17 protein-coding genes and 1 pseudogene are annotated in these 17,263 nt (G+C 67.3%); 7 read left to right on the top strand and 11 right to left on the bottom strand.

Going from position 1 to position 17,263, the window contains the following annotated elements:
• Positions 1 to 122: 122 nt before the first annotated feature.
• The 4 genes from dnaG to OH799_RS32615 form a co-directional block, all read right to left on the bottom strand.
• Positions 123 to 2,045: a DNA primase gene (gene dnaG / locus OH799_RS32630; protein ID WP_406272288.1), complete on the bottom strand. Its 1,923-nt coding sequence runs from the start codon at positions 2,043 to 2,045 to the stop codon at positions 123 to 125.
• Positions 2,046 to 2,118: 73 nt separating this feature from the next.
• On the bottom strand, positions 2,119 to 3,378 hold the full coding sequence (locus OH799_RS32625) for a deoxyguanosinetriphosphate triphosphohydrolase (protein ID WP_406272285.1): 1,260 nt from the start codon (positions 3,376 to 3,378) through the stop codon (positions 2,119 to 2,121).
• A 6-nt stretch (positions 3,379 to 3,384) separates the two neighbouring features.
• Positions 3,385 to 3,963, bottom strand: coding sequence for a YdcF family protein (locus tag OH799_RS32620; RefSeq protein ID WP_406282803.1), 579 nt, complete (start codon positions 3,961 to 3,963; stop codon positions 3,385 to 3,387).
• Positions 3,964 to 4,218: 255 nt separating this feature from the next.
• Positions 4,219 to 4,896 carry an MBL fold metallo-hydrolase gene (locus OH799_RS32615; RefSeq protein WP_406272282.1) on the bottom strand — a complete coding sequence of 226 codons (678 nt, stop codon included), beginning with the start codon at positions 4,894 to 4,896 and terminating at the stop codon, positions 4,219 to 4,221.
• Between the two features lie 17 nt (positions 4,897 to 4,913).
• On the opposite strand from OH799_RS32615, the gene OH799_RS32610 reads away from it, so the two are divergent.
• Entirely contained in the window at positions 4,914 to 5,090 is a 177-nt protein-coding gene (locus OH799_RS32610; RefSeq protein WP_406272279.1) for a hypothetical protein, read from the top strand.
• An 11-nt stretch (positions 5,091 to 5,101) separates the two neighbouring features.
• On the opposite strand, the gene OH799_RS32605 is transcribed toward OH799_RS32610, so the two are convergent.
• Entirely contained in the window at positions 5,102 to 6,358 is a 1,257-nt protein-coding gene (locus OH799_RS32605; protein WP_406272276.1) for a phthiocerol/phthiodiolone dimycocerosyl transferase family protein, read from the bottom strand.
• 71 nt (positions 6,359 to 6,429) lie between these two features.
• On the opposite strand from OH799_RS32605, the gene OH799_RS32600 reads away from it, so the two are divergent.
• Together OH799_RS32600 and OH799_RS32595 are read left to right on the top strand one after the other, a co-directional pair.
• The gene (locus tag OH799_RS32600) at positions 6,430 to 7,038 is read left to right on the top strand and encodes a TenA family protein (protein WP_406272273.1); all 609 of its coding nucleotides are present in this window, start codon (positions 6,430 to 6,432) and stop codon (positions 7,036 to 7,038) included.
• A 608-nt stretch (positions 7,039 to 7,646) separates the two neighbouring features.
• A complete protein-coding gene (locus OH799_RS32595; RefSeq protein ID WP_406272270.1) occupies positions 7,647 to 8,369 on the top strand; it encodes a DUF899 domain-containing protein in 723 nt (240 codons plus the stop codon).
• Positions 8,370 to 8,655: 286 nt separating this feature from the next.
• Here the strand turns inward: OH799_RS32595 and OH799_RS32590 are convergent, their stop codons facing one another.
• Positions 8,656 to 10,047: a glycine--tRNA ligase gene (locus OH799_RS32590; protein ID WP_406272267.1), complete on the bottom strand. Its 1,392-nt coding sequence runs from the start codon at positions 10,045 to 10,047 to the stop codon at positions 8,656 to 8,658.
• A 225-nt stretch (positions 10,048 to 10,272) separates the two neighbouring features.
• Here OH799_RS32590 and OH799_RS32585 point away from each other — a divergent pair, with 225 nt between their 5' ends.
• Positions 10,273 to 10,623: a metalloregulator ArsR/SmtB family transcription factor gene (locus tag OH799_RS32585; protein ID WP_357266641.1), complete on the top strand. Its 351-nt coding sequence runs from the start codon at positions 10,273 to 10,275 to the stop codon at positions 10,621 to 10,623.
• A gap of 3 nt (positions 10,624 to 10,626) precedes the next feature.
• A complete protein-coding gene (locus OH799_RS32580; protein ID WP_357266584.1) occupies positions 10,627 to 11,061 on the top strand; it encodes a Fur family transcriptional regulator in 435 nt (144 codons plus the stop codon).
• 167 nt (positions 11,062 to 11,228) lie between these two features.
• Here OH799_RS32580 and OH799_RS32575 read toward each other — a convergent pair whose 3' ends face one another.
• Entirely contained in the window at positions 11,229 to 12,200 is a 972-nt protein-coding gene (locus OH799_RS32575) for a hypothetical protein (RefSeq protein ID WP_406272264.1), read from the bottom strand.
• A gap of 101 nt (positions 12,201 to 12,301) precedes the next feature.
• On the opposite strand from OH799_RS32575, the gene OH799_RS32570 reads away from it, so the two are divergent.
• Positions 12,302 to 12,922, top strand: coding sequence for a TetR/AcrR family transcriptional regulator (locus tag OH799_RS32570; protein WP_406272261.1), 621 nt, complete (start codon positions 12,302 to 12,304; stop codon positions 12,920 to 12,922).
• A 199-nt stretch (positions 12,923 to 13,121) separates the two neighbouring features.
• Here OH799_RS32570 and OH799_RS32565 read toward each other — a convergent pair whose 3' ends face one another.
• Entirely contained in the window at positions 13,122 to 13,532 is a 411-nt protein-coding gene (locus tag OH799_RS32565; protein WP_357266576.1) for a YbjN domain-containing protein, read from the bottom strand.
• 14 nt (positions 13,533 to 13,546) lie between these two features.
• Positions 13,547 to 14,365, bottom strand: a complete 819-nt coding sequence (locus tag OH799_RS32560; protein ID WP_406272257.1) for an isoprenyl transferase — start codon at positions 14,363 to 14,365, stop codon at positions 13,547 to 13,549.
• A gap of 120 nt (positions 14,366 to 14,485) precedes the next feature.
• Here OH799_RS32560 and OH799_RS32555 point away from each other — a divergent pair, with 120 nt between their 5' ends.
• Positions 14,486 to 14,866: a DUF1870 family protein gene (locus OH799_RS32555; RefSeq protein WP_406272254.1), complete on the top strand. Its 381-nt coding sequence runs from the start codon at positions 14,486 to 14,488 to the stop codon at positions 14,864 to 14,866.
• Here the strand turns inward: OH799_RS32555 and recO are convergent.
• Entirely contained in the window at positions 14,823 to 15,602 is a 780-nt protein-coding gene (gene recO, locus OH799_RS32550) for a DNA repair protein RecO (RefSeq protein ID WP_406272251.1), read from the bottom strand. The genes OH799_RS32555 and recO overlap by 44 nt on opposite strands.
• 233 nt (positions 15,603 to 15,835) lie before the next feature.
• A pseudogene (locus tag OH799_RS32545) lies at positions 15,836 to 17,197 on the bottom strand (amidase); the annotation flags it as partial.
• Positions 17,198 to 17,263 lie beyond the last annotated feature (66 nt).

Here is a 17,263-nt window from a genome sequence, read left to right as displayed (position 1 = left end):
TGCCACTCCGGGCGCCCATGTGCACTGAAGTACGGCATGGAATCGCACACTGAACGCGAGGAACCACGCCGATGCGCCGGCCAATGCCGCGGGTGTCGATCACCGCACGGACCGTGCGACCGCTAAGCCCCGGTCGCGAAATCGCCGTGGCTGCCCATCGCCTGGGTGAGCAGGCTCTTGCGGTACTGCTCCAGGGCGACCAGATCGCCGAACAAAGCGAAGTATGCCTCCGGCTGTTCGGTCGAGGACACCCGCTGCAGCTTGGACTTCAGCTCGGCGATCTGCCTGCCGACCCAGGCCTCCTGGGTACGCGCCAGGACACCGGCGACGAAGCGCGGGATGTCGGCTTCGGACTTCACCGGCAGTGGCTCGTTGGCCAACTCGGACAGCATCGCCCGCACCGTGAGGTCGTCGGTGCCATCCGCCACGGCGTTGACCCATTCAGCGCCGCCCAGCCCTGCCGCCGTGCCGCCCGCCCCGGCGATCAGCGTGCGGACGACTGTGTAGGCCGGGTGGGTGAAGGCCTCCGGCTCGAGCGCGTCGAAACCCGCCCCGGCCATCGCCGGGTACTGGAGCGCGGCGGCCAGCACCTGTCGTTGCGGCAGCAGCGTGGGATCGTTCGGATTCGGCCGTGCCGCAGGATGTTCGGCGACCACCTCCCGCCGCGGCGCGGTCGCGCGGCCCACCCCGGCGTGCCCGCCGCCGTTGCGATTCCGCTTGGCCTCCTCGCCGACTCGGCGCACGACGGCCTGGATATCGTCCCAGCCGACCCAGCCAGCCAGCTTGGTGGCATACGCCTTGCGCAGTGCGTTGTCCTTGATCTGCGCGACCACGGGCACCGCACGGCGCAGTGCTTCCACCTGCCCTTCGGCGGTATCCAGATCATGGTCGGCGAGCAGACCGCGAACCACGAACTCGTACAAGGGGGTCCGGCGCGCTACCAGGTCGCGCACGGCGCCGTCGCCGGAGTGCTGGCGCAGTTCGCACGGGTCCTGCCCGTCCGGCGCGATCGCGATATAGGTCTGGCCCGCCAGCTTCTGGTCGCCCCCGAAAGCTTTCAGCGCCGCGGCTTGACCCGCCGCGTCACCGTCGAAGGTGTAGATGATCTCACCGCGCCAGAAGTTGTCGTCCATCAACAGACGGCGCAGCAGCGCGAGGTGTTCGTCACCGAAGGCGGTACCGCACGAGGCGACAGCCGTTTTCACACCGGCCAAGTGCATCGCCATCACGTCGGTGTAGCCCTCCACCACGACGGCCTGGTGACCCTTGGCGATCTCCCGCTTGGCGTGATCGAGACCGAAGAGCACCTGAGACTTCTTGTACAGCAATGTTTCGGGGGTGTTGATGTACTTGCCGGGCATGGTGTCGTCGTCGAAGAGCTTGCGTGCGCCGAATCCGATGACGTCGCCGCCGAGATTGCGGATCGGCCAGAGCAGACGCCGGTGGAAGCGGTCGATCGGGCCGCGCTGGCCCTGCCGCGACAGCCCGGCGGCCTCCAGCTCCTTGAAATCGAAACCTTTGCGCAGCAGATGCTTGGTCAGCGTGTCCCACCCGGCGGGGGCGTAGCCGCAGCCGAACTGCTGAGCCGCAGCCGCGTCGAAATTACGCTCGGTGAGATATTTGCGTGCCGCCTCGGCTTCCGGCTCGCGCAACTGGGACAGGTAGAACTCGTGCGCTGCCGCGTTCGCCGCGACCAGGCGGGAGCGGGTGCCCCGATCGCGCTGCACCGAGGTCCCGCCACCCTCATAGTTGATCTGGTAGCCGACCCGGTCGGCGAGCTGCTCGACCGCCTCGACGAAGCCGACATGCTCGATCTTCTGCAGGAAGGCGAATACGTCGCCGCCCTCACCGCAGCCGAAGCAGTGAAACAAGCCGTGGTTGGGCCGCACATGGAACGAGGGCGATTTCTCGTCGTGGAACGGGCACAAACCCTTCATGGAGTCCGCACCCGCGCGTTTCAGTGCGACGTACTCCCCCACCACATCTTCGATCCGGACGCGTTCGCGTATCGTCGCGATATCGCGATCAGGGAGTCGTCCGGCCACGGCAGTGAGTCTAGGCGAACGCAGCGGCTACCCGCTCGGAGGCTGGTCAGGCCGGGTCGGAAGAGTTGACGCGCTATACGTTCAACTGGGCGGCGACGCGCTCCAGGCGACTCTCGGTGTAGGAGGCGATCTGGTCGACGATGACGCGTACACGGGCGGTGTCGTCGGTGGCGGCGTCCCAGACGGGCAGCAGGAGCGGGTCGAGACCACGCGGCGCGGTGGCCAGCAGCCGCTCGGCCACCGCGAGGATGCGTTCCCGCTGGGCGGCCTGCCGCAGCTTGTGCGCCGGATCAGACATGACGTAGCGCAGCGCGACAGTCTTCAGCAGCGCCACCTCGGCGGCGACGATGCGCGGTATCTCCAACTCGGCGTCATAGCGGGAGAGCCACCCTTGCCCCGCGGCATCCTTGGTCGCCATGATCGCGGCGGTGGCGAAACGGCCGACGAGCTCGCTGGTCAGGCGCTTCAACGCAACAGAAGCGGTGAACGTGCCGTCGTACCAGGAGGCTGCCGCGACCACGGGCAGCTCCGAAAGTCGTTGCGCGGCGGCGGTCAGCTCGTCGGCCGACAGCGCGTGCTGGAATTGGCCGAGGGTCGCCAGCGCATCCTGCTCGGCGGGGTCGGCGAGGGCGCGCAGATCGATGCGGCCGGCGAGCACACCGTCCTCGACGTCGTGTACCGAGTAGGCGACGTCATCCGACCAGTCCATGATCTGGCATTCCAGGCTGCGCCGCCGATCGGGCGCACCCTTGCGTATCCACTCCAGACGCTCGGCGTCGACCTCGTACGTGCCGAACTTGGTGCCGGAACCCGTTCTGCCCCAAGGATATTTGAGAGTCGCGTCCAGCGAGGCACGGGTGAGGTTGAGGCCGGCACTGGTGCCGTCGGCGGCGAGCACCTTGGGTTCGAGGCGGGTGAGGATGCGCAGGTTCTGTGCGTTGCCCTCGAATCCGCCGTACGCGTCGGCGAAGGTGTCCAGCGCGGTCTCACCATTGTGGCCGTAGGGCGGATGGCCGATGTCGTGGGCAAGGCCGGCCAGGTCGACCAGGTCGGGGTCGCAGCCGAGGCCGTCGGCGATGCTGCGGCCGATCTGGGCGACCTCGATGGAATGGGTGAGCCGGGTGCGCGGGGTGTCCCCCTCGCGCGGACCCATGACCTGGGTCTTGTCGGCCAGCCTGCGCAGCGCGGCCGAGTGCAGCACACGGGCACGGTCGCGGGCGAACTCGGTGCGGTGGCCGGTTTCGAACTCACTGCGCGGCGGGCCGAGCCCCGCGGTCTTGGCGCCTTCGACGACAATGCGTTCCCTGTCGTATTCGGTGTAGCTGTCGACCATCGGATCTCACTGTCCCGCTGTATATGTGAAGTCCGCCGAGAAATGGGTGAGCTGGTACCACAGTAAAGCGCCGGTCTCCCTGGCGATTCCGTGCGCCTGTGACTCCCGGGTGTAGACGGCGGGACCGGTTCTGGTCGGCGCGGTCCACGCGGCGAGGCCCTCGTCGCGCGCCATGGTGCGAGTGCGCAGCGAATGCCAGGGATCGCTGACCAACACCGCGGAGGTCATTTCGCGCGCACGCATCGCCGTCGCGACCGCCTCGACGCTGCGCACGGTGTCCGAACCGGTTTCGACAGCGAGGATCTTGTCGCTGGGCACTCCGCGCGACTGCAGGTAGTTCTTCCCCGAAGCCGCCTCGGTGAACAGGTCGCCCTCCTGCTTGCCGCCGACGGTGATCACCCGCGGCGCGACACCAGCCCGGAAGAGCTTGTATGCCTGATCGAGTCGCGCCTCGAACACGGTCGACGGAGTGCCGGAATACTGTGCGGCGCCGAGCACGACGATCGCGTCGGCCTTCGTGTAGTCGTCGATGCGCGCCACCTGCCACACACGGAACGCGGTCCCGCCGACCAGCACCGCGCTCATCACCACCGAGCCGACGACCAGTCGCCGGGCCCAGCGCAGCAACCGCGCGCCGAGGCCGAAGGGCCGGGCGAGGTCGGGAGCCGAACCAGCTCTGTTGCGCGTCGTTGGCGAGTTCACTCCCCAAGTTTGCCAGTAGGGATGCCACTCCCGGCGAGTTCGGGCTCCCGGCGCGCGGTCCTCGGCTGATAGCACGTCTGCCAGGAACCGACCAGTCGTGCGAAAAGGCCCGAGCTGGCGGGGTGCGGCCCCCGCCGATTACCAGCCGCGGGCGCGCCAGTCGCCTAGGTTCGGGCGTTCGGTGCCGAGGGTTGTGTCGTCGCCGTGGCCTGGGTAGACGACCGTGTCGTCGGAGTATCGGTCGAAGAGTTTCGTCGTCACATCACCGAACAGCGAGTTGAAGTCTTCGGGTGCGGTGGTGCGGCCTAGACCGCCGGGGAACAGGGAGTCGCCGGTGAACAAGTGGGTGCGACCGGCACCGTCGGTGAGGGCGAGGGCGACCGAGCCCGGGGTGTGGCCGCGCAGGTGGATGACTTCGAAGACCAGGTCGCCGATGGTGATGGTGTCGCCGTCGGCGAGGATGCGGTCGGGGCGGACGGGCAACGGCTCGGCGTCCAGTGCGTGGGCAGCGGTCGGGGCGGCCGTGGCGGCGGTGGTCTCCTTCAGCGCCGACCAGTGGTCGCGGTGCTGGTGAGTGGTGACGATCAGCTGGACCCGCCCCGGCGTCTCCTGCTCGACGAGGGCCGCGATGCGCTCCGCCTCGTTGGCGGCGTCGATGAGCACGGCGGCCCCGGTGTTCGCGCACTGCACCAGGTAGCAGTTGTTGTCCATGCCGCCGACGGACATCTTGACGATCCGCGCGCCGGGGACGTCGCGCTGCTGCGGATTCGAGCTCGGGAATACGTGGCCGGTGTATGGGCGATCGATGGTGATCACGGATCAATGCTAACCAGTTGGATTCTTTCCATGTCGTTGCCGCTGCCCAATGGCCTTGCCCGCTGGACGCCTGGCCGGCGATCGGCATCCTGATCGAAGGGCCGCTGCGTGGCGCTCCGGATCCGGCGGCTGGAGTGCGGGCTCCTACGGCGACGACCGGTTCCCGGCGGATCAGCCGCGGCGGCAGGTTCTGATTACTTCGCCATCAGACACAAGCCACCGACAGCGCGGTCAACTCCGCACGGACCGCCGCGAGAAGACCCTCGGCGTTCGCGCCCCCGCCGAGCAGACCGACGGTCAGCTCGCGGGCGAATGTGTAGACCAAGAAGGTGACGGAGGCGGAGGCGCCCGCCGACGGTCGGGGGTGGGCGGAGAGGTAGACGATCTCGTAATCGGTCAGTTCGATCGCGGCCGGTATGCGGAATGTGGGAACGACGCCGGTGTTGGTCACCGCGATGTGCCCGGCCAGGGAATAAGTCCTGGTCACACCGTAGAAATCCGGAAAGTGCAGAACCGACTGGTGCACAATGCCTGAGGACAGATCGCGGGCCAGTCGGCCCGAAATGCGCTGAGCCAGTTCCATGAGACTCCCCGAGGGATCGACCTCGGCCGCGAACGAGGCCATCCCGGCCATGTTGGTTCCCGCCGCCGCGGCGACGGGCGGATCGAACCGCGAGCGCAGGTCTACCGGATACAGACAGCCCAACGACACAGCACCGCCGACGGTTTCGCTCGCGCACGCCCGCAACAATGCTGCGGTGACGAGCCCGTTCACCGTCACTCCCGGCTTGCGGCCGAGCGCGACGATCCGCGTGGTGGTGTCCGGATCCAGGCGCGCGCGAAGCGGACGCGCGAGCGTGCTCGGCGTGGGTTCCCCGGCGGCGGGCACAACATCGGTCTCCGGGGGAAGCGGCTTGGTCACGTCTTCGAATCCGGACGCAACGGACCTGACGATCCGATGCGCCTCGACATACCACTCCAGCGGCTTGGGATAGTCCTGTGGCACAACGGTGATAGGCGCACAATCGACGATCCCGGTGTAGAAGTCCCAGAGCCCGGACAACAGTCCGACGCAGTGCCCCGCGTCGGCGATGCTGTGATGTGCGAACAGCGTGACACGCCATTGATCCGCGCCCGATCCGACGACATCCAGGTAGGCCAACTGGCCGGCGGGATCCACCGCGGGTGGGTCGACGGTTTCCACGTCACCCTGGCGCACCGACGCCGGTGTCCACGCCTGCTCGTCCGGAGCGAGTAGATATCCCTGTCCCGCAGCGTCTTCCATGATTCGGCAGGCCACCACCGGATACTCGCGCCGCACAAAGTCGAATGCCTCCCCCAGCGCTACTGGGTCCAGCGCTCCTCGCACCGACACCGATCGCCCCGTGTACGTGCCGTGCCGTACGAACCGCTGCTCCGACGGCGCCAACGTCCGCAACACATCAACCTCATCCCGCAACACATCGCAAGCGTGCGGCAACTCCGGCACAGGTGCAATCCAGGCCGCCGGGGCGAATGCGGAAGACTGCCGGTATGAGTCTCGCGGCACATCTGGAGGACATCGGCCGATCCCTGGTCGAGGAACAGCTCACCCATCCCACGGTGGCCGGGATCGCCGAAGGCACGCTGCCCGAGCCGATCTTCCGGTCCTGGCTGGAACAGGACTATCTGTTCCTGCTCGACTACGTCCGGGTGTTCGCCCGCCTCGCCTGGCAGGCGCCACCGGCCCACCTCGGCGACCTGATCGATCTCGCGCATGTCACCTACCACGAGGAGCTGTCGCTGCACCGCTCGCTGGCCGCGGAGTTCGGCGCCGACCTCGACGGCGCGACCAAAGGCGCGCCGTGCGCGGCGTATACGGCGTTCCTGCTCGAGTCGGCCGCCTCGTACAGTGAGGGCCTTTCCGCCCTCTATCCGTGCATGTGGGGGTATTCCACGCTCGGAGCGCTGCTCGCGCGGAACCCGCCCGAGGATCCGCGTTATCGCCGCTGGGTCGACACCTACGCCGATCCCGGCTTCGCCGAGCTCACCCGGCGCTGCGCGCAGATGATCGATGAGGCGGGTACCGACCCGGCGCGCGCGGAAGAACTGTTCAGGGAAGGCATGCGTCACGAGCTCGCGTTCTGGGACGTTCCACGCTGAGCCGCCCTCCACAGACGGACCCGGCCGCATCTGGCGCTCGGATCTCACGTCCTTCGGGACAGCGATTGTCGCCATAGGCGATCGGGGTTGCGCCGACTGAGCGCAACCACTCGTGATCGGTCTCCCCTGCCGCCACGGCACGCATCGCAGCGAAAGGCGTTGTGCCGGCTACGAACAACGCTCCGGCGACATTCCAGCCCAGATTCGCAGGCTTGGGCGTCACCTGATCGGCGGGCACCACCACATGGGTGGCGTGGCTGGCACGGTTCTCGTGCCCCGCCCTGCTTTCGGGGTGGCCACCTCGAGAACCCTCAATTCGTCGATCCCGCCGTAGCGGTCGAACTGCACTCCTCTCGCCATGCGTCGCTCCTCACCTTCGGTGATCTCCGGTCTTTCGAGCGTCAACGGGCCGGTCCGACCGGATGTTTCCGCCCACCGAGACCGAGGGGCACGCCACCACAGCCCATCGTTGCGGCATGGTGGCCCTCTGGACGTGGACGATCTCCGTCCAGACCCTGAACGAATCCGTCGGCTGTCACCCGATGACTCGGCTCCGGCAACTCCGTCTACCTATATGGAGCACTGTCCACCGACCAAGGAGAGATTTCATGAACCCTCCAGCCGTGGCATCACGCGAGGAATGGCTGGCCGCCCGCACCCGACTGCTGGCCGAGGAGAAGGCGCTCACCCACAGGATGAACGAGGTGGCCGCGCTACGCCGCGCCCTGCCGATGGTCGCAATCGACAAGGACTACGTGTTCGAGGGCCCTGCGGGGAAAGTCACCCTCGCCGACCTGTTCGACCGGCGCCGCCAACTCATCGTGTACCACATGATGTGGCGCTGGGACCTGGACGCGGGCTGCCCGAGTTGCGCGCTGCTGCTCGACAACGTCGGCCACCTCGCCCACCTGAACGCGCAGGACACCGCCTTCGCGGTGGTGTCACGCGGACCGTGGGAGACCCTCGACCGGTACCGCGAGCGGATGGGCTGGAGCTTCCCGACGTACTCGTCGTTCGGCAGTGACTTCAACTATGACTTCCACGTCACCCAGGACGAATCCGTCGCCCCGCTCGAATACAACTACCGCACCAAGGCCGAGCTCGAGGCCAGGGGCGAGACCTGGCACACCGACGGCGAGCAGCCCGGCACCAGTGTCTTCTGGCGCGACGACGACACGGTCTTCCACACCTACTCGTCCTACGGCCGCGGCGGCGACATCCTCATCGGCACCCACCAGTACCTCGATCTCACCCCGCTCGGCAGGCAGAAGCACGTCGGCGAGGCGGTGCACCACGACAGCTACGGCGACGCCGAATCTCCTTGTCACTGACCCGAACGGCGTGGGCGCCGCGGATTTACGCTGACATCCTGGGTCAGGAACACGTGCGCCGTCCGACGGCGATCGCGAAAAGATCCTCGACCAATTGCGTCACACGATGACCGAGGGCAGGTTGTCGCTGCCCTAATTCGATGAACGGCTGCAGCAACTGTATGCCGCCGAGACCGACGGCGGGCTGGCTCCGCTGTTGTCCGACAGAACAGTTCCTGTAACAACGGTCCCTGATCGAGGAATGCCCCCCGTGACCGGTTCGGCCACGGGGCGTCGTCGGAGCGGGTCAGGCGCCGATCAGGTGCTGGGCCAGGTAGCCCTCGACCTTGTCCAGCGCGATGCGCTCCTGAGTCATCGAGTCCCGTTCGCGGATGGTCACCGCCTGGTCCTCCAGCGTCTCGAAGTCGACGGTGATGCAGAACGGCGTGCCGATCTCGTCTTGGCGGCGGTAGCGGCGGCCGATGGCGCCCGCGTCGTCGAACTCGACGTTCCAGTTCTGACGCAGTTGCGCGGCAAGGTCTTTCGCTTTCGGCGTCAGATCGGCATTGCGCGAAAGCGGAAGCACCGCCGCCTTCACCGGGGCAAGGCGGCGATCCAGCCGCAGCACCGTGCGGGTGTCCACGCCGCCCTTGGCATTGGGCGCCTCGTCCTCGGCGTACGCGTCGACCAGGAACGCCATCAGCGAGCGGGTCAGGCCGGCCGCGGGCTCGATGACGTAAGGGACATACCGCTCGTTGGTGGTCTGGTCGAAGAAGCTCAGCTCGGTTCCGGAGTGCTCGGCGTGCGTCTTCAGGTCGAAGTCGGTGCGGTTGGCGACACCCTCCAGCTCACCCCACTCATTGCCCTGGAAGCCGAAGCGGTACTCGATGTCGGTAGTGCCCGCCGAGTAGTGCGAAAGCTTGTCCTTCGGGTGTTCGAAGAGACGCAGGTTCTCGGCGGTGATGCCGAGGTCGGTGTACCAGGAGAACCGGGTCTCGATCCAGTACTTGTGCCACTGCTCGTCCTCGCCCGGCTTTACGAAGTACTCCATCTCCATCTGCTCGAACTCGCGGGTGCGGAAGATGAAGTTGCCCGGGGTGATCTCGTTGCGAAAGCTCTTGCCGATCTGCGCGATACCGAACGGCGGCTTCTTGCGCGCGGTGGTCATCACATTCGCGAAGTTGACGAAGATGCCCTGTGCGGTCTCGGGGCGCAGGTAGTGCAGACCCTCCTCGGACTCGATCGGACCCAGGTAGGTCTTGAGCATCATGTTGAAGTCACGCGGCTCGGTCCAGCGGCCGACGGTGCCGCAGTTCGGGCACGCGACCAGCTCCATCGAGACCGTATCCGGGTCGTCGATCTTGTTTTTGAGCGCGTACGCCTCCTGCAGGTGGTCCTGCCGGAAGCGGTGGTGACAGTTCAGGCATTCGACCAGCGGGTCGTTGAACACGCCGACGTGGCCCGAGGCGACCCACACCTGGCGCGGCAGGATCACCGACGAGTCGAGGCCGACGACGTCCTCGCGGCTGGTGACCATCGCGCGCCACCACTGCTTCTTGATGTTCTCCTTGAGTTCGACACCCAGCGGACCGTAGTCCCATGCCGACTTGGTGCCTCCGTAGATCTCACCACACGGGTACACCAGACCCCGGCGCTTGGCGAGGTTGGCAACGGTGTCCACCTTCGACTTGGGTGCCACTCGAGAGTTCTCCATCCACTTGCGAGTCGGATCAGTGCGGTTGAATGTGTTGCCTTCACTCGAATGCCAACACATCAACCAGGTCGGCTCTAGCCTATAGACCCTGCCCAACCGAGTTTCCACCGCACAGCCAACCCTGAAACGCAGGCCGACCGACGCGCCTGTTTGACATGCGCACCCGTGCATATCAAAATGGTAATGCTTTCCATTAAGGAGTTGGGTGACATGACCGCCGAGACCGCTGCCGCGCCGCCGCACAATCCCTACCGATCACCCGGACCCGCGCCGGTCCCCGCGCGGGCCGTGCTGGAGGATGCGGGTGAGTTGTTGCGGGCGCTGGCCGCGCCGGTGCGCATCGCCATCGTGCTGCAGTTGCGCGAGTCGCCGCGGTGCGTGCACGAGCTGGTAGACGCGCTCGGGGTGACCCAACCCCTGGTCAGTCAACATCTGCGTATCCTCAAGTCCGCGGGCGTCGTGCACGGTGAGCGTTCGGGTCGTGAGGTGCTCTACGAACTCGTCGACGACCACTTGGCGCATATCGTCGTCGACGCCGTCGCGCACGCCGAGGAAGGGTGATTCGTGCCAGACAATACGGCCGCTCCACAGAAACCGGTCGGTATCCGCAGCACCAGGCAGCGCAGCGCCATCGCCGCGCTGCTCGGTGACATCGATGAGTTCCGCTCCGCCCAGGAGCTACACGACGAGTTACGCAAACGTGGCGAAGGCATCGGCCTCACCACGGTCTATCGAACGCTGCAGTCGCTGGCCGACGCGGGGATGGTGGACGTGCTGCGCACCGATTCCGGCGAATCCGTCTACCGCCAGTGCTCGAATGGCCACCATCACCATCTGGTCTGCAGACGCTGCGGCCGCACCGTCGAGGTCGAGGGCCCGACGGTCGAGGCGTGGGCCGAGGCGATCGCGAGTGAGCACGGCTTCACCGAGATCAGCCACACCCTCGAGGTGTTCGGCACCTGCACGGCTTGCTTGTCGGCGGGCCACGGAGTGATGTAACCGGCCGACCCCGCCGACGAACTCCGCGAAACAGCCGGAAGCCGACGAATTCCGGCTCCCGGCTAGCCTTTTCGGCTCGCACCGCAGCGGGTATCGGTCATCTTCCGCACCGTCTCGCACTGGTCGGGCCGCCCTCGGCTACGAGGACGGCCCGACCATGACCGAACTCAACCCACGGGGACCGCGTCCCGCGCCGGAGTCGGTTCCGCCACGGCACGACCGCGCAGCGCGGCGACGCCGAGCAGCACGAGCGCGACGGCGGCCCAGATCAGCAACACCGCGAGCGGGCCAGCCGCGGCGGCTCCGTCGAAGAACGCGACCGAGCGCAGCAGCGAGGCTGCCGCGCCTGGGGGCAGCAGCTGGCCGATGACGCCGCCCGGCTGCGGCAACAGTTCCGGAGCCGAAGTCGCCGCCGAGAACGGGTTGCCGACCAGCAGCATGGTGAGCGCGGCGAGGCCGATTCCCACGCGGCCGATCACGGCGGCGAGTCCGACGACCGTGCCCGCGACCGAGACCGAGACCAGTGCGGCCACGGAGGCGAGCACGAGGTAGGAACCCGGCACCACCGACATCCAGCCCTGAATGATCGCCATGCTCAGCAACCCGCCAGCGACGCCGAAGGTCACCAGCCCGATCACCTTGCCGCCGACCGCGGGGATCAGTAGCGCGAGCAGCACGCCCGCCGCGAGACCGGACATCACCAGCGGCAGCACCATGGCGCCGAACGCGGCTCCCCGCGGATCGTCCGGGTCGGCGGCCACCACATCCTCCACCCTGGCGGCCGGAGCGCCGGAGAGCTGCTGCCCGATCTGGGTGAGCTGCTGCGCGACAGCCGGACTCGCACCAGAGGCGACCAGCACGCGGGGCGGCCCGTCGCCGGTGACGATCGCACCGTAGACCTCCCGGTTCGCGATCGCGGCGCGGGCGGCGGCCTCATCGGCCGGAGTGGAGATGTCGAAGGCATCCGGACTGTTCTCGGCGAGCTTGCCTGCGACCACCCCTGCCTGTGGGCCGGTGACGGCCAGCGGCAGGTCACGTGGGGCGATATTGGCGGCGGGCCAGGCGAACGCGATCAGCATCAGCGCTTGGAGCAGGGCGGCGCCGAGACCGAGGGCGAGCGCCCGCTGCATGGTGTTCATGACGTTCTCCCCAAAATCGAATGATCGTTCTTTTTCGATGCTTTACGGTGGCACGGGACAGTGAGGTTGTCAAGAACGAACATTCGTTTTACTTTGGGAACATGCCCCGAGTCAGCGAAGAACACCTGGAACGCCGCAAGCAGCAGATTCTGGACGCCGCGCGGCTGTGCTTTGCCCGCAAGGGGTTTTACGAGACCTCGATGCAGGACGTGTTCATGGCATCGGGCCTTTCGGCCGGTGCGGTCTACCGGTATTTCAAGAGCAAGGACGAGCTGATCACCGCGCTGGCCACCCAGACAACCGTGCACCTGCGTGTGGCGATGGACGAGGCGATCCGCCACGACCCGCTGCCGACACCCGCCGAACTGATCACGACGATCGCCGAAGAGGTCGTGCGCCAGAGCGGTCCCGACGGGCCAGTGCGGTTGGCGCCGCAGGCCTGGGCGCTGGCCCTGGTCCATCCCGAGGCAGGCGAGATGGTCCGGACGACGATGTTCACGATGCGCACGTTGTGGGTCACCTACGCCGAACGCATGCGCACGCAGGGCTGGCTACCCGACGATGCCGACACCGATGCCGTGGCCAAGGCGATCATCGGATTCCTGCCGGGCTTCATTCTCCAGCACCTCATCCTCGGCGATATCGACCCGCAGACGCTGGCGCGGGGCGTCCGGACATTGCTTCCCTTCGGAGAAACCACCGCGCGGGCGAAGGCCGTCTGAGACGAATCACGGCGTGGACGCGGCTCGACGATGGGGCTGCGCGCAGGGATCAGAGCCCAGCCGAGTCGCTCCGCGGCGCGCACCACCTCGGCCCGCGCTCGTGCCGGCCTTGCCGATCCGCCCGAGCCCGCGGCGCGGATAACCCGAGCCCCATACCTCGCATGGCTGTCACGACCTCGGCAGGACAGAGGTCATGTCCTCAGGGCAGCAGACCTTGTCTGGCTCGGCCCGCGTTCGACAGGACGAGCAGCAGCATCGTGGTCAGCGCCTGGTCGTCCAGCCCCGCGGCCGGGAAGGTGTACCGGAGGATGACGTCGGCGAGATTGCCGCGGCCGATCACGGTGAGCGAGCCGAACTGCAACGCGTTATTGCGCTCGGCGACCCGCTTGTGCAGCTGGGATTTGAGCGGCCGGTCCCAGGCCAGCACGCAGGTGAGGGTCAGCACATCCAGGCCCGGCGCGAGATTCACCGCGCGCAGCGAACAGAGGGCGCCCTCGTATTCGAATCCGAGCGACCCTTCGGGGTCGACACGCACATCGATGTCGTAGTGCGACAGGCAGGCCCCGGCCCGTGCCTGCAGCTCCCGGTCCGGAGTCACCGCTGCGTCCATGTCCGTCCCGCCGTTCACTTGGTGCCGCCGAAGCGACGGTCACGCGAAGCGTACTGGAGACATGCCTCCCATAGGTTGCGCCGGTCGAAATCGGGAAACAGCGTGTCCTGGTAAACATATTCAGCGTAAGCCGACTGCCAGATGAGGAAGTTGGAGCTGCGGAACTCGCCCGACGGACGCAAGAACAGATCCACGTCGGGCATGTCCGGCTCGTCCAGGTACTTCGCCACTGTGGACTCGGTGATCTTTTCCGGGTCGATCTCGCCCGCCGCCACGCGACGCCCGATCTCCCTTGCCGCATCGGCGATTTCGGCCCGGCCACCATAGTTGACACACATGGTGAGAGTCATCACCGTGTTCTTCTCGGTGAGCTGCTCGGCGATCTCCAATTCGTTGATCACGCTGCGCCACAGGCGTGGTCGGCGTCCGGCCCAGCGCACGCGCACACCCATCGCGTGCATCTCGTCGCGGCGGCGGCGGATCACGTCGCGGTTGAAGCCCATGAGGAAGCGCACTTCCTCGGGGCTGCGCCGCCAGTTCTCGGTGGAGAAGGCGTAGGCCGACAGCCATTTCACCCCGATCTCGATGCAGCCCTCCACGGTGTCCATCAGCACTACCTCGCCGCGTTCGTGACCTGCGGTGCGCGGCAGCCCGCGCTCCTGGGCCCACCGCCCATTGCCGTCCATCACCAGCGCGACATGGTTCGGCACCAGCTCTTGCGGCAGCTGCGGCGGACGAGCTCCCGACGGATGCGGCGAAGGCGGACGGACGGCGCCTACTGTGTTCGGCCTGGTCGCGGTGGAAGAGTCTCGACGGAGGATCACGGGCTCCATCCTGCCTGATCGGCACAGCACCCTGTACTGGCGAGTTGCGTCCTGGTGAATTCCGGGGTCCCTTCCAGCAAAAGTGACCTATTCTTTTCCATACTGTGATGCTGGGGAGGGTTCTCGCACGTGATCGATCTACCAAGCACCGGAACCGCGGCAGGTTTCCGCGCCACTCGGGAATTGCTCGGCCTGCCGGTCCCTTGGTGCGCGCGGTTCTTCGAGGTCGCCGAGCGCACCGTCGAACGGTGGGAGAAGGGCGCCTTTCAGATCCCCGACACCGTGGCCCGCGAGCTCGCCTCGATCGCGGATGAGACCGAGCAGGTGGTCGAGGCAATGGTCGACGCCATCTACACCGGAGAGATCTCCCCACGCCTGCACACTTACCGAACCAACGACGATTACTGCAAGCACGAGCCCGACACCCGTTACCCGGCCACCTGGCACCGTGCGGTGTGCGCCCGCGTCATGGTCGAGCTACCCCAGGTAGAGCTTCAATTCGTGGATTAATGGCCCCAGAACGCTCGATCAACGGCAAGGTGCGCAACTGACGCTCCAGATGCCACTGCAGGTGCGCCGCGACCAGGCCGCTGGCCTGTCTGCGCACCGTGTCCGGCACCGTCTCGACGTACTCCCACTCGCCGCGCAGCAGGGCAGTCAGCAGATCGAGCACCCCGGGGGCGGGCGTCGCCGCCCCCGCCGGACGGCAGTGCACGCACACCGCACCCCCAGCCGCGACATGGAAGGCCCGATGCGGCCCCGGTGTCGCGCACTTGGCGCATTCGTCCAGCGCGGGCGCCCAGCCCGCGAAACCCATGGCACGCAACAGGAACGCATCCAGGATCAGCTCGTGCGGGCGCTGCTTGGCCGCGATCGCGCGCAACGCACTCGCAGTCAGCGCATGCAGCCGGGGCGCGGGCGCGTGTTCCTCGCCTGCCAGACGTTCGGCGGTTTCCAGCACGGCGCACGCGGTGGTGTAGCGCCCATAATCATCGATGATGTCGGCGGCGAACGCCTCCATCGTGTGCACCTGGGTAACCGTGTCGAGCGTGCGCCCCGGATACAGCTGCACATCGATGTAGGAGAACGGCTCCAGGCGGGCCCCGAACCTCGACTTGGTTCGCCGCACCCCCTTGGCGACCGCCCGCACGAGACCGTGCTGCCGGGTGAGCAGCGTGACGATGCGATCCGCCTCGCCGAGCTTGTGCTGGCGCACCACCACAGCCTCATCCCGATACAAACGCACGGCCTGAGTCTAATTGCTGTGTTGGTTTGCAGCGCCTGCGGCGCCGCGGGTTCGCGCCTCGGTTGATCCGGGATACACCGGGGCGAGATATCGAAGATCGGCAGCAACCCAGGATCGCTCGCCGCCGCCTTCGGGATCGGGCCCAGCGGGGAATCCGGGTCGGGGTCACCACCACGGTGTGGGCGGTGGCGATGCCACTCCAGTTCGGATTCGAGTTGGGCGGCTACGGAGATCAAGAGGGGTTCGGAGTTTGCTGTGCCCATCAGTTGGGCGCCGACCGGCAGGCCGGAGTCGGTGAATCCCGCGGGCACGTTGACGCTCGGCCAGCCGAGCACGTTCCACGGCCAGGTGTATGGGCAAGCCGCGGTGATGAGGTTCGTGGTGGCGGTCACGCCGATGCCGTCGATCTCCTCGACGCGCGGCGGCGGTGTCGCCGTGGTCGGCGCGAGGACAAGGTCGTGGTTACGGAAGAAGTTCCCGATGCGCTTGTGTAGCAACGGTTCGGTCTGACGCGCGGCAATCAGCGCCGGTCCGCGTAACAGGCTGCCGAAACAGGCGTTGGCCGTGGTGCGCGGGTCGACCTCGGCGCCGGGCATCCGGTGGTACACCCGGTGGATTCCGGCCAGGGAGCGGGGCAGAAATGAGGCGCCGATCATGATGCCGTAGTGCAGGTCTGCCACGGTCACCGAATGTCCGAGCTTGCGCAGGCTGGCGGCGGACTGCCGCACCGCCCGTTCGACCTCGGGGTCGAGCGCCGTCTTGGTCGCCGTGAACGGGATGCGCAGCGAGAGAGCGATCCGCAACCGTCCTGGGTCGCGGCCGACGGCGTCCGAGGCGGTGATCGGCGCGGGCGTGTGCAGGTCGCCTTGGTGTGGACCGGCGGAGGAGTCCAGTAGCAGCGCCGCGTCCGCGACAGTGCGCGCCAACGGCCCGTTCACGGTGAGCCCGTAGAACGCCTCGGCTTCCGGCCAGGTGGAGATCCGGCCGCGTTGCGGCTTGATGCCGACCAGGTTCGTCCACGCGGCCGGGATGCGGATCGAGCCCGCGCCGTCGGAACCCAATGCGGCCGGGACCAATCCGGCGGCGACGGCCGCCGACGAGCCGCCGGAGGACCCACCCGGCGTTCGGCTGCGGTCCCAGGGGTTGCGGGTGTGTCCGAACCAGTCGGCACTGGTGAACGGCAGCTGCCCGAGCTCGCAGGTGTTGGTCTTGCCGACGATCACCGCGCCCGCCGCGCGGAGCCGCCGAACCGATTCGGCGTCTTCGGTTTTCGGCGTGAAGCTGCCACCGCACCCGAACGCGGTCGGCTCACCCGCGATATCGGTGTCGTCCTTCACCGCGATGGGCACGCCGAGGAGCGGCCGCCGTTCACCGGTGGCCAGCCGCCGGTCGGCGTCGGCCGCCTCGGCCAACGCCCGTTCGCGGCGCACGATCCGGAACGCGTTGAGCGTGGGCTGCGACGCCTCGATCCGATCGAGTACGGCACCGACCACCGCCGTCGAGGTGATCGTGCCCCGCGCGATCACCGCCGCTAGCTCGGCCAGCCCGAGTTCCCGCCTCTCGGGCGAAATCCGGGTCTGATCGGACACCGTCATCTGAGCTCCGTCTCGTCGCTGTAGTAACCGTAGCGCCGAACTTGGTCAATCGTCCATATCAGTTTC

Origin of the sequence: Nocardia sp. NBC_00881 (assembly GCF_045207455.1) — a bacterium.
In the GTDB taxonomy this organism is placed as follows: domain Bacteria; phylum Actinomycetota; class Actinomycetes; order Mycobacteriales; family Mycobacteriaceae; genus Nocardia.
Note: the sequence above shows the minus strand (reverse complement) of the source record. Positions and strands in the feature narration are given on the sequence as shown.

Excerpts from the sequence above, each read along its gene's own strand:
- OH799_RS32625 (WP_406272285.1), bottom strand. The coding sequence starts at position 3,378 with ATGGTCGACAGCTACACCGAATACGACAGGGAACGCATTGTCGTCGAA.
- OH799_RS32620 (WP_406282803.1), bottom strand. The coding sequence starts at position 3,963 with ATGAGCGCGGTGCTGGTCGGCGGGACCGCGTTCCGTGTGTGGCAGGTG.
- OH799_RS32600 (WP_406272273.1), top strand. The coding sequence starts at position 6,430 with ATGAGTCTCGCGGCACATCTGGAGGACATCGGCCGATCCCTGGTCGAG.
- OH799_RS32595 (WP_406272270.1), top strand. The coding sequence starts at position 7,647 with ATGAACCCTCCAGCCGTGGCATCACGCGAGGAATGGCTGGCCGCCCGC.
- OH799_RS32585 (WP_357266641.1), top strand. The coding sequence starts at position 10,273 with ATGACCGCCGAGACCGCTGCCGCGCCGCCGCACAATCCCTACCGATCA.
- OH799_RS32575 (WP_406272264.1), bottom strand. The coding sequence starts at position 12,200 with ATGAACACCATGCAGCGGGCGCTCGCCCTCGGTCTCGGCGCCGCCCTG.
- OH799_RS32570 (WP_406272261.1), top strand. The coding sequence starts at position 12,302 with ATGCCCCGAGTCAGCGAAGAACACCTGGAACGCCGCAAGCAGCAGATT.
- OH799_RS32565 (WP_357266576.1), bottom strand. The coding sequence starts at position 13,532 with ATGGACGCAGCGGTGACTCCGGACCGGGAGCTGCAGGCACGGGCCGGG.
- OH799_RS32560 (WP_406272257.1), bottom strand. The coding sequence starts at position 14,365 with ATGGAGCCCGTGATCCTCCGTCGAGACTCTTCCACCGCGACCAGGCCG.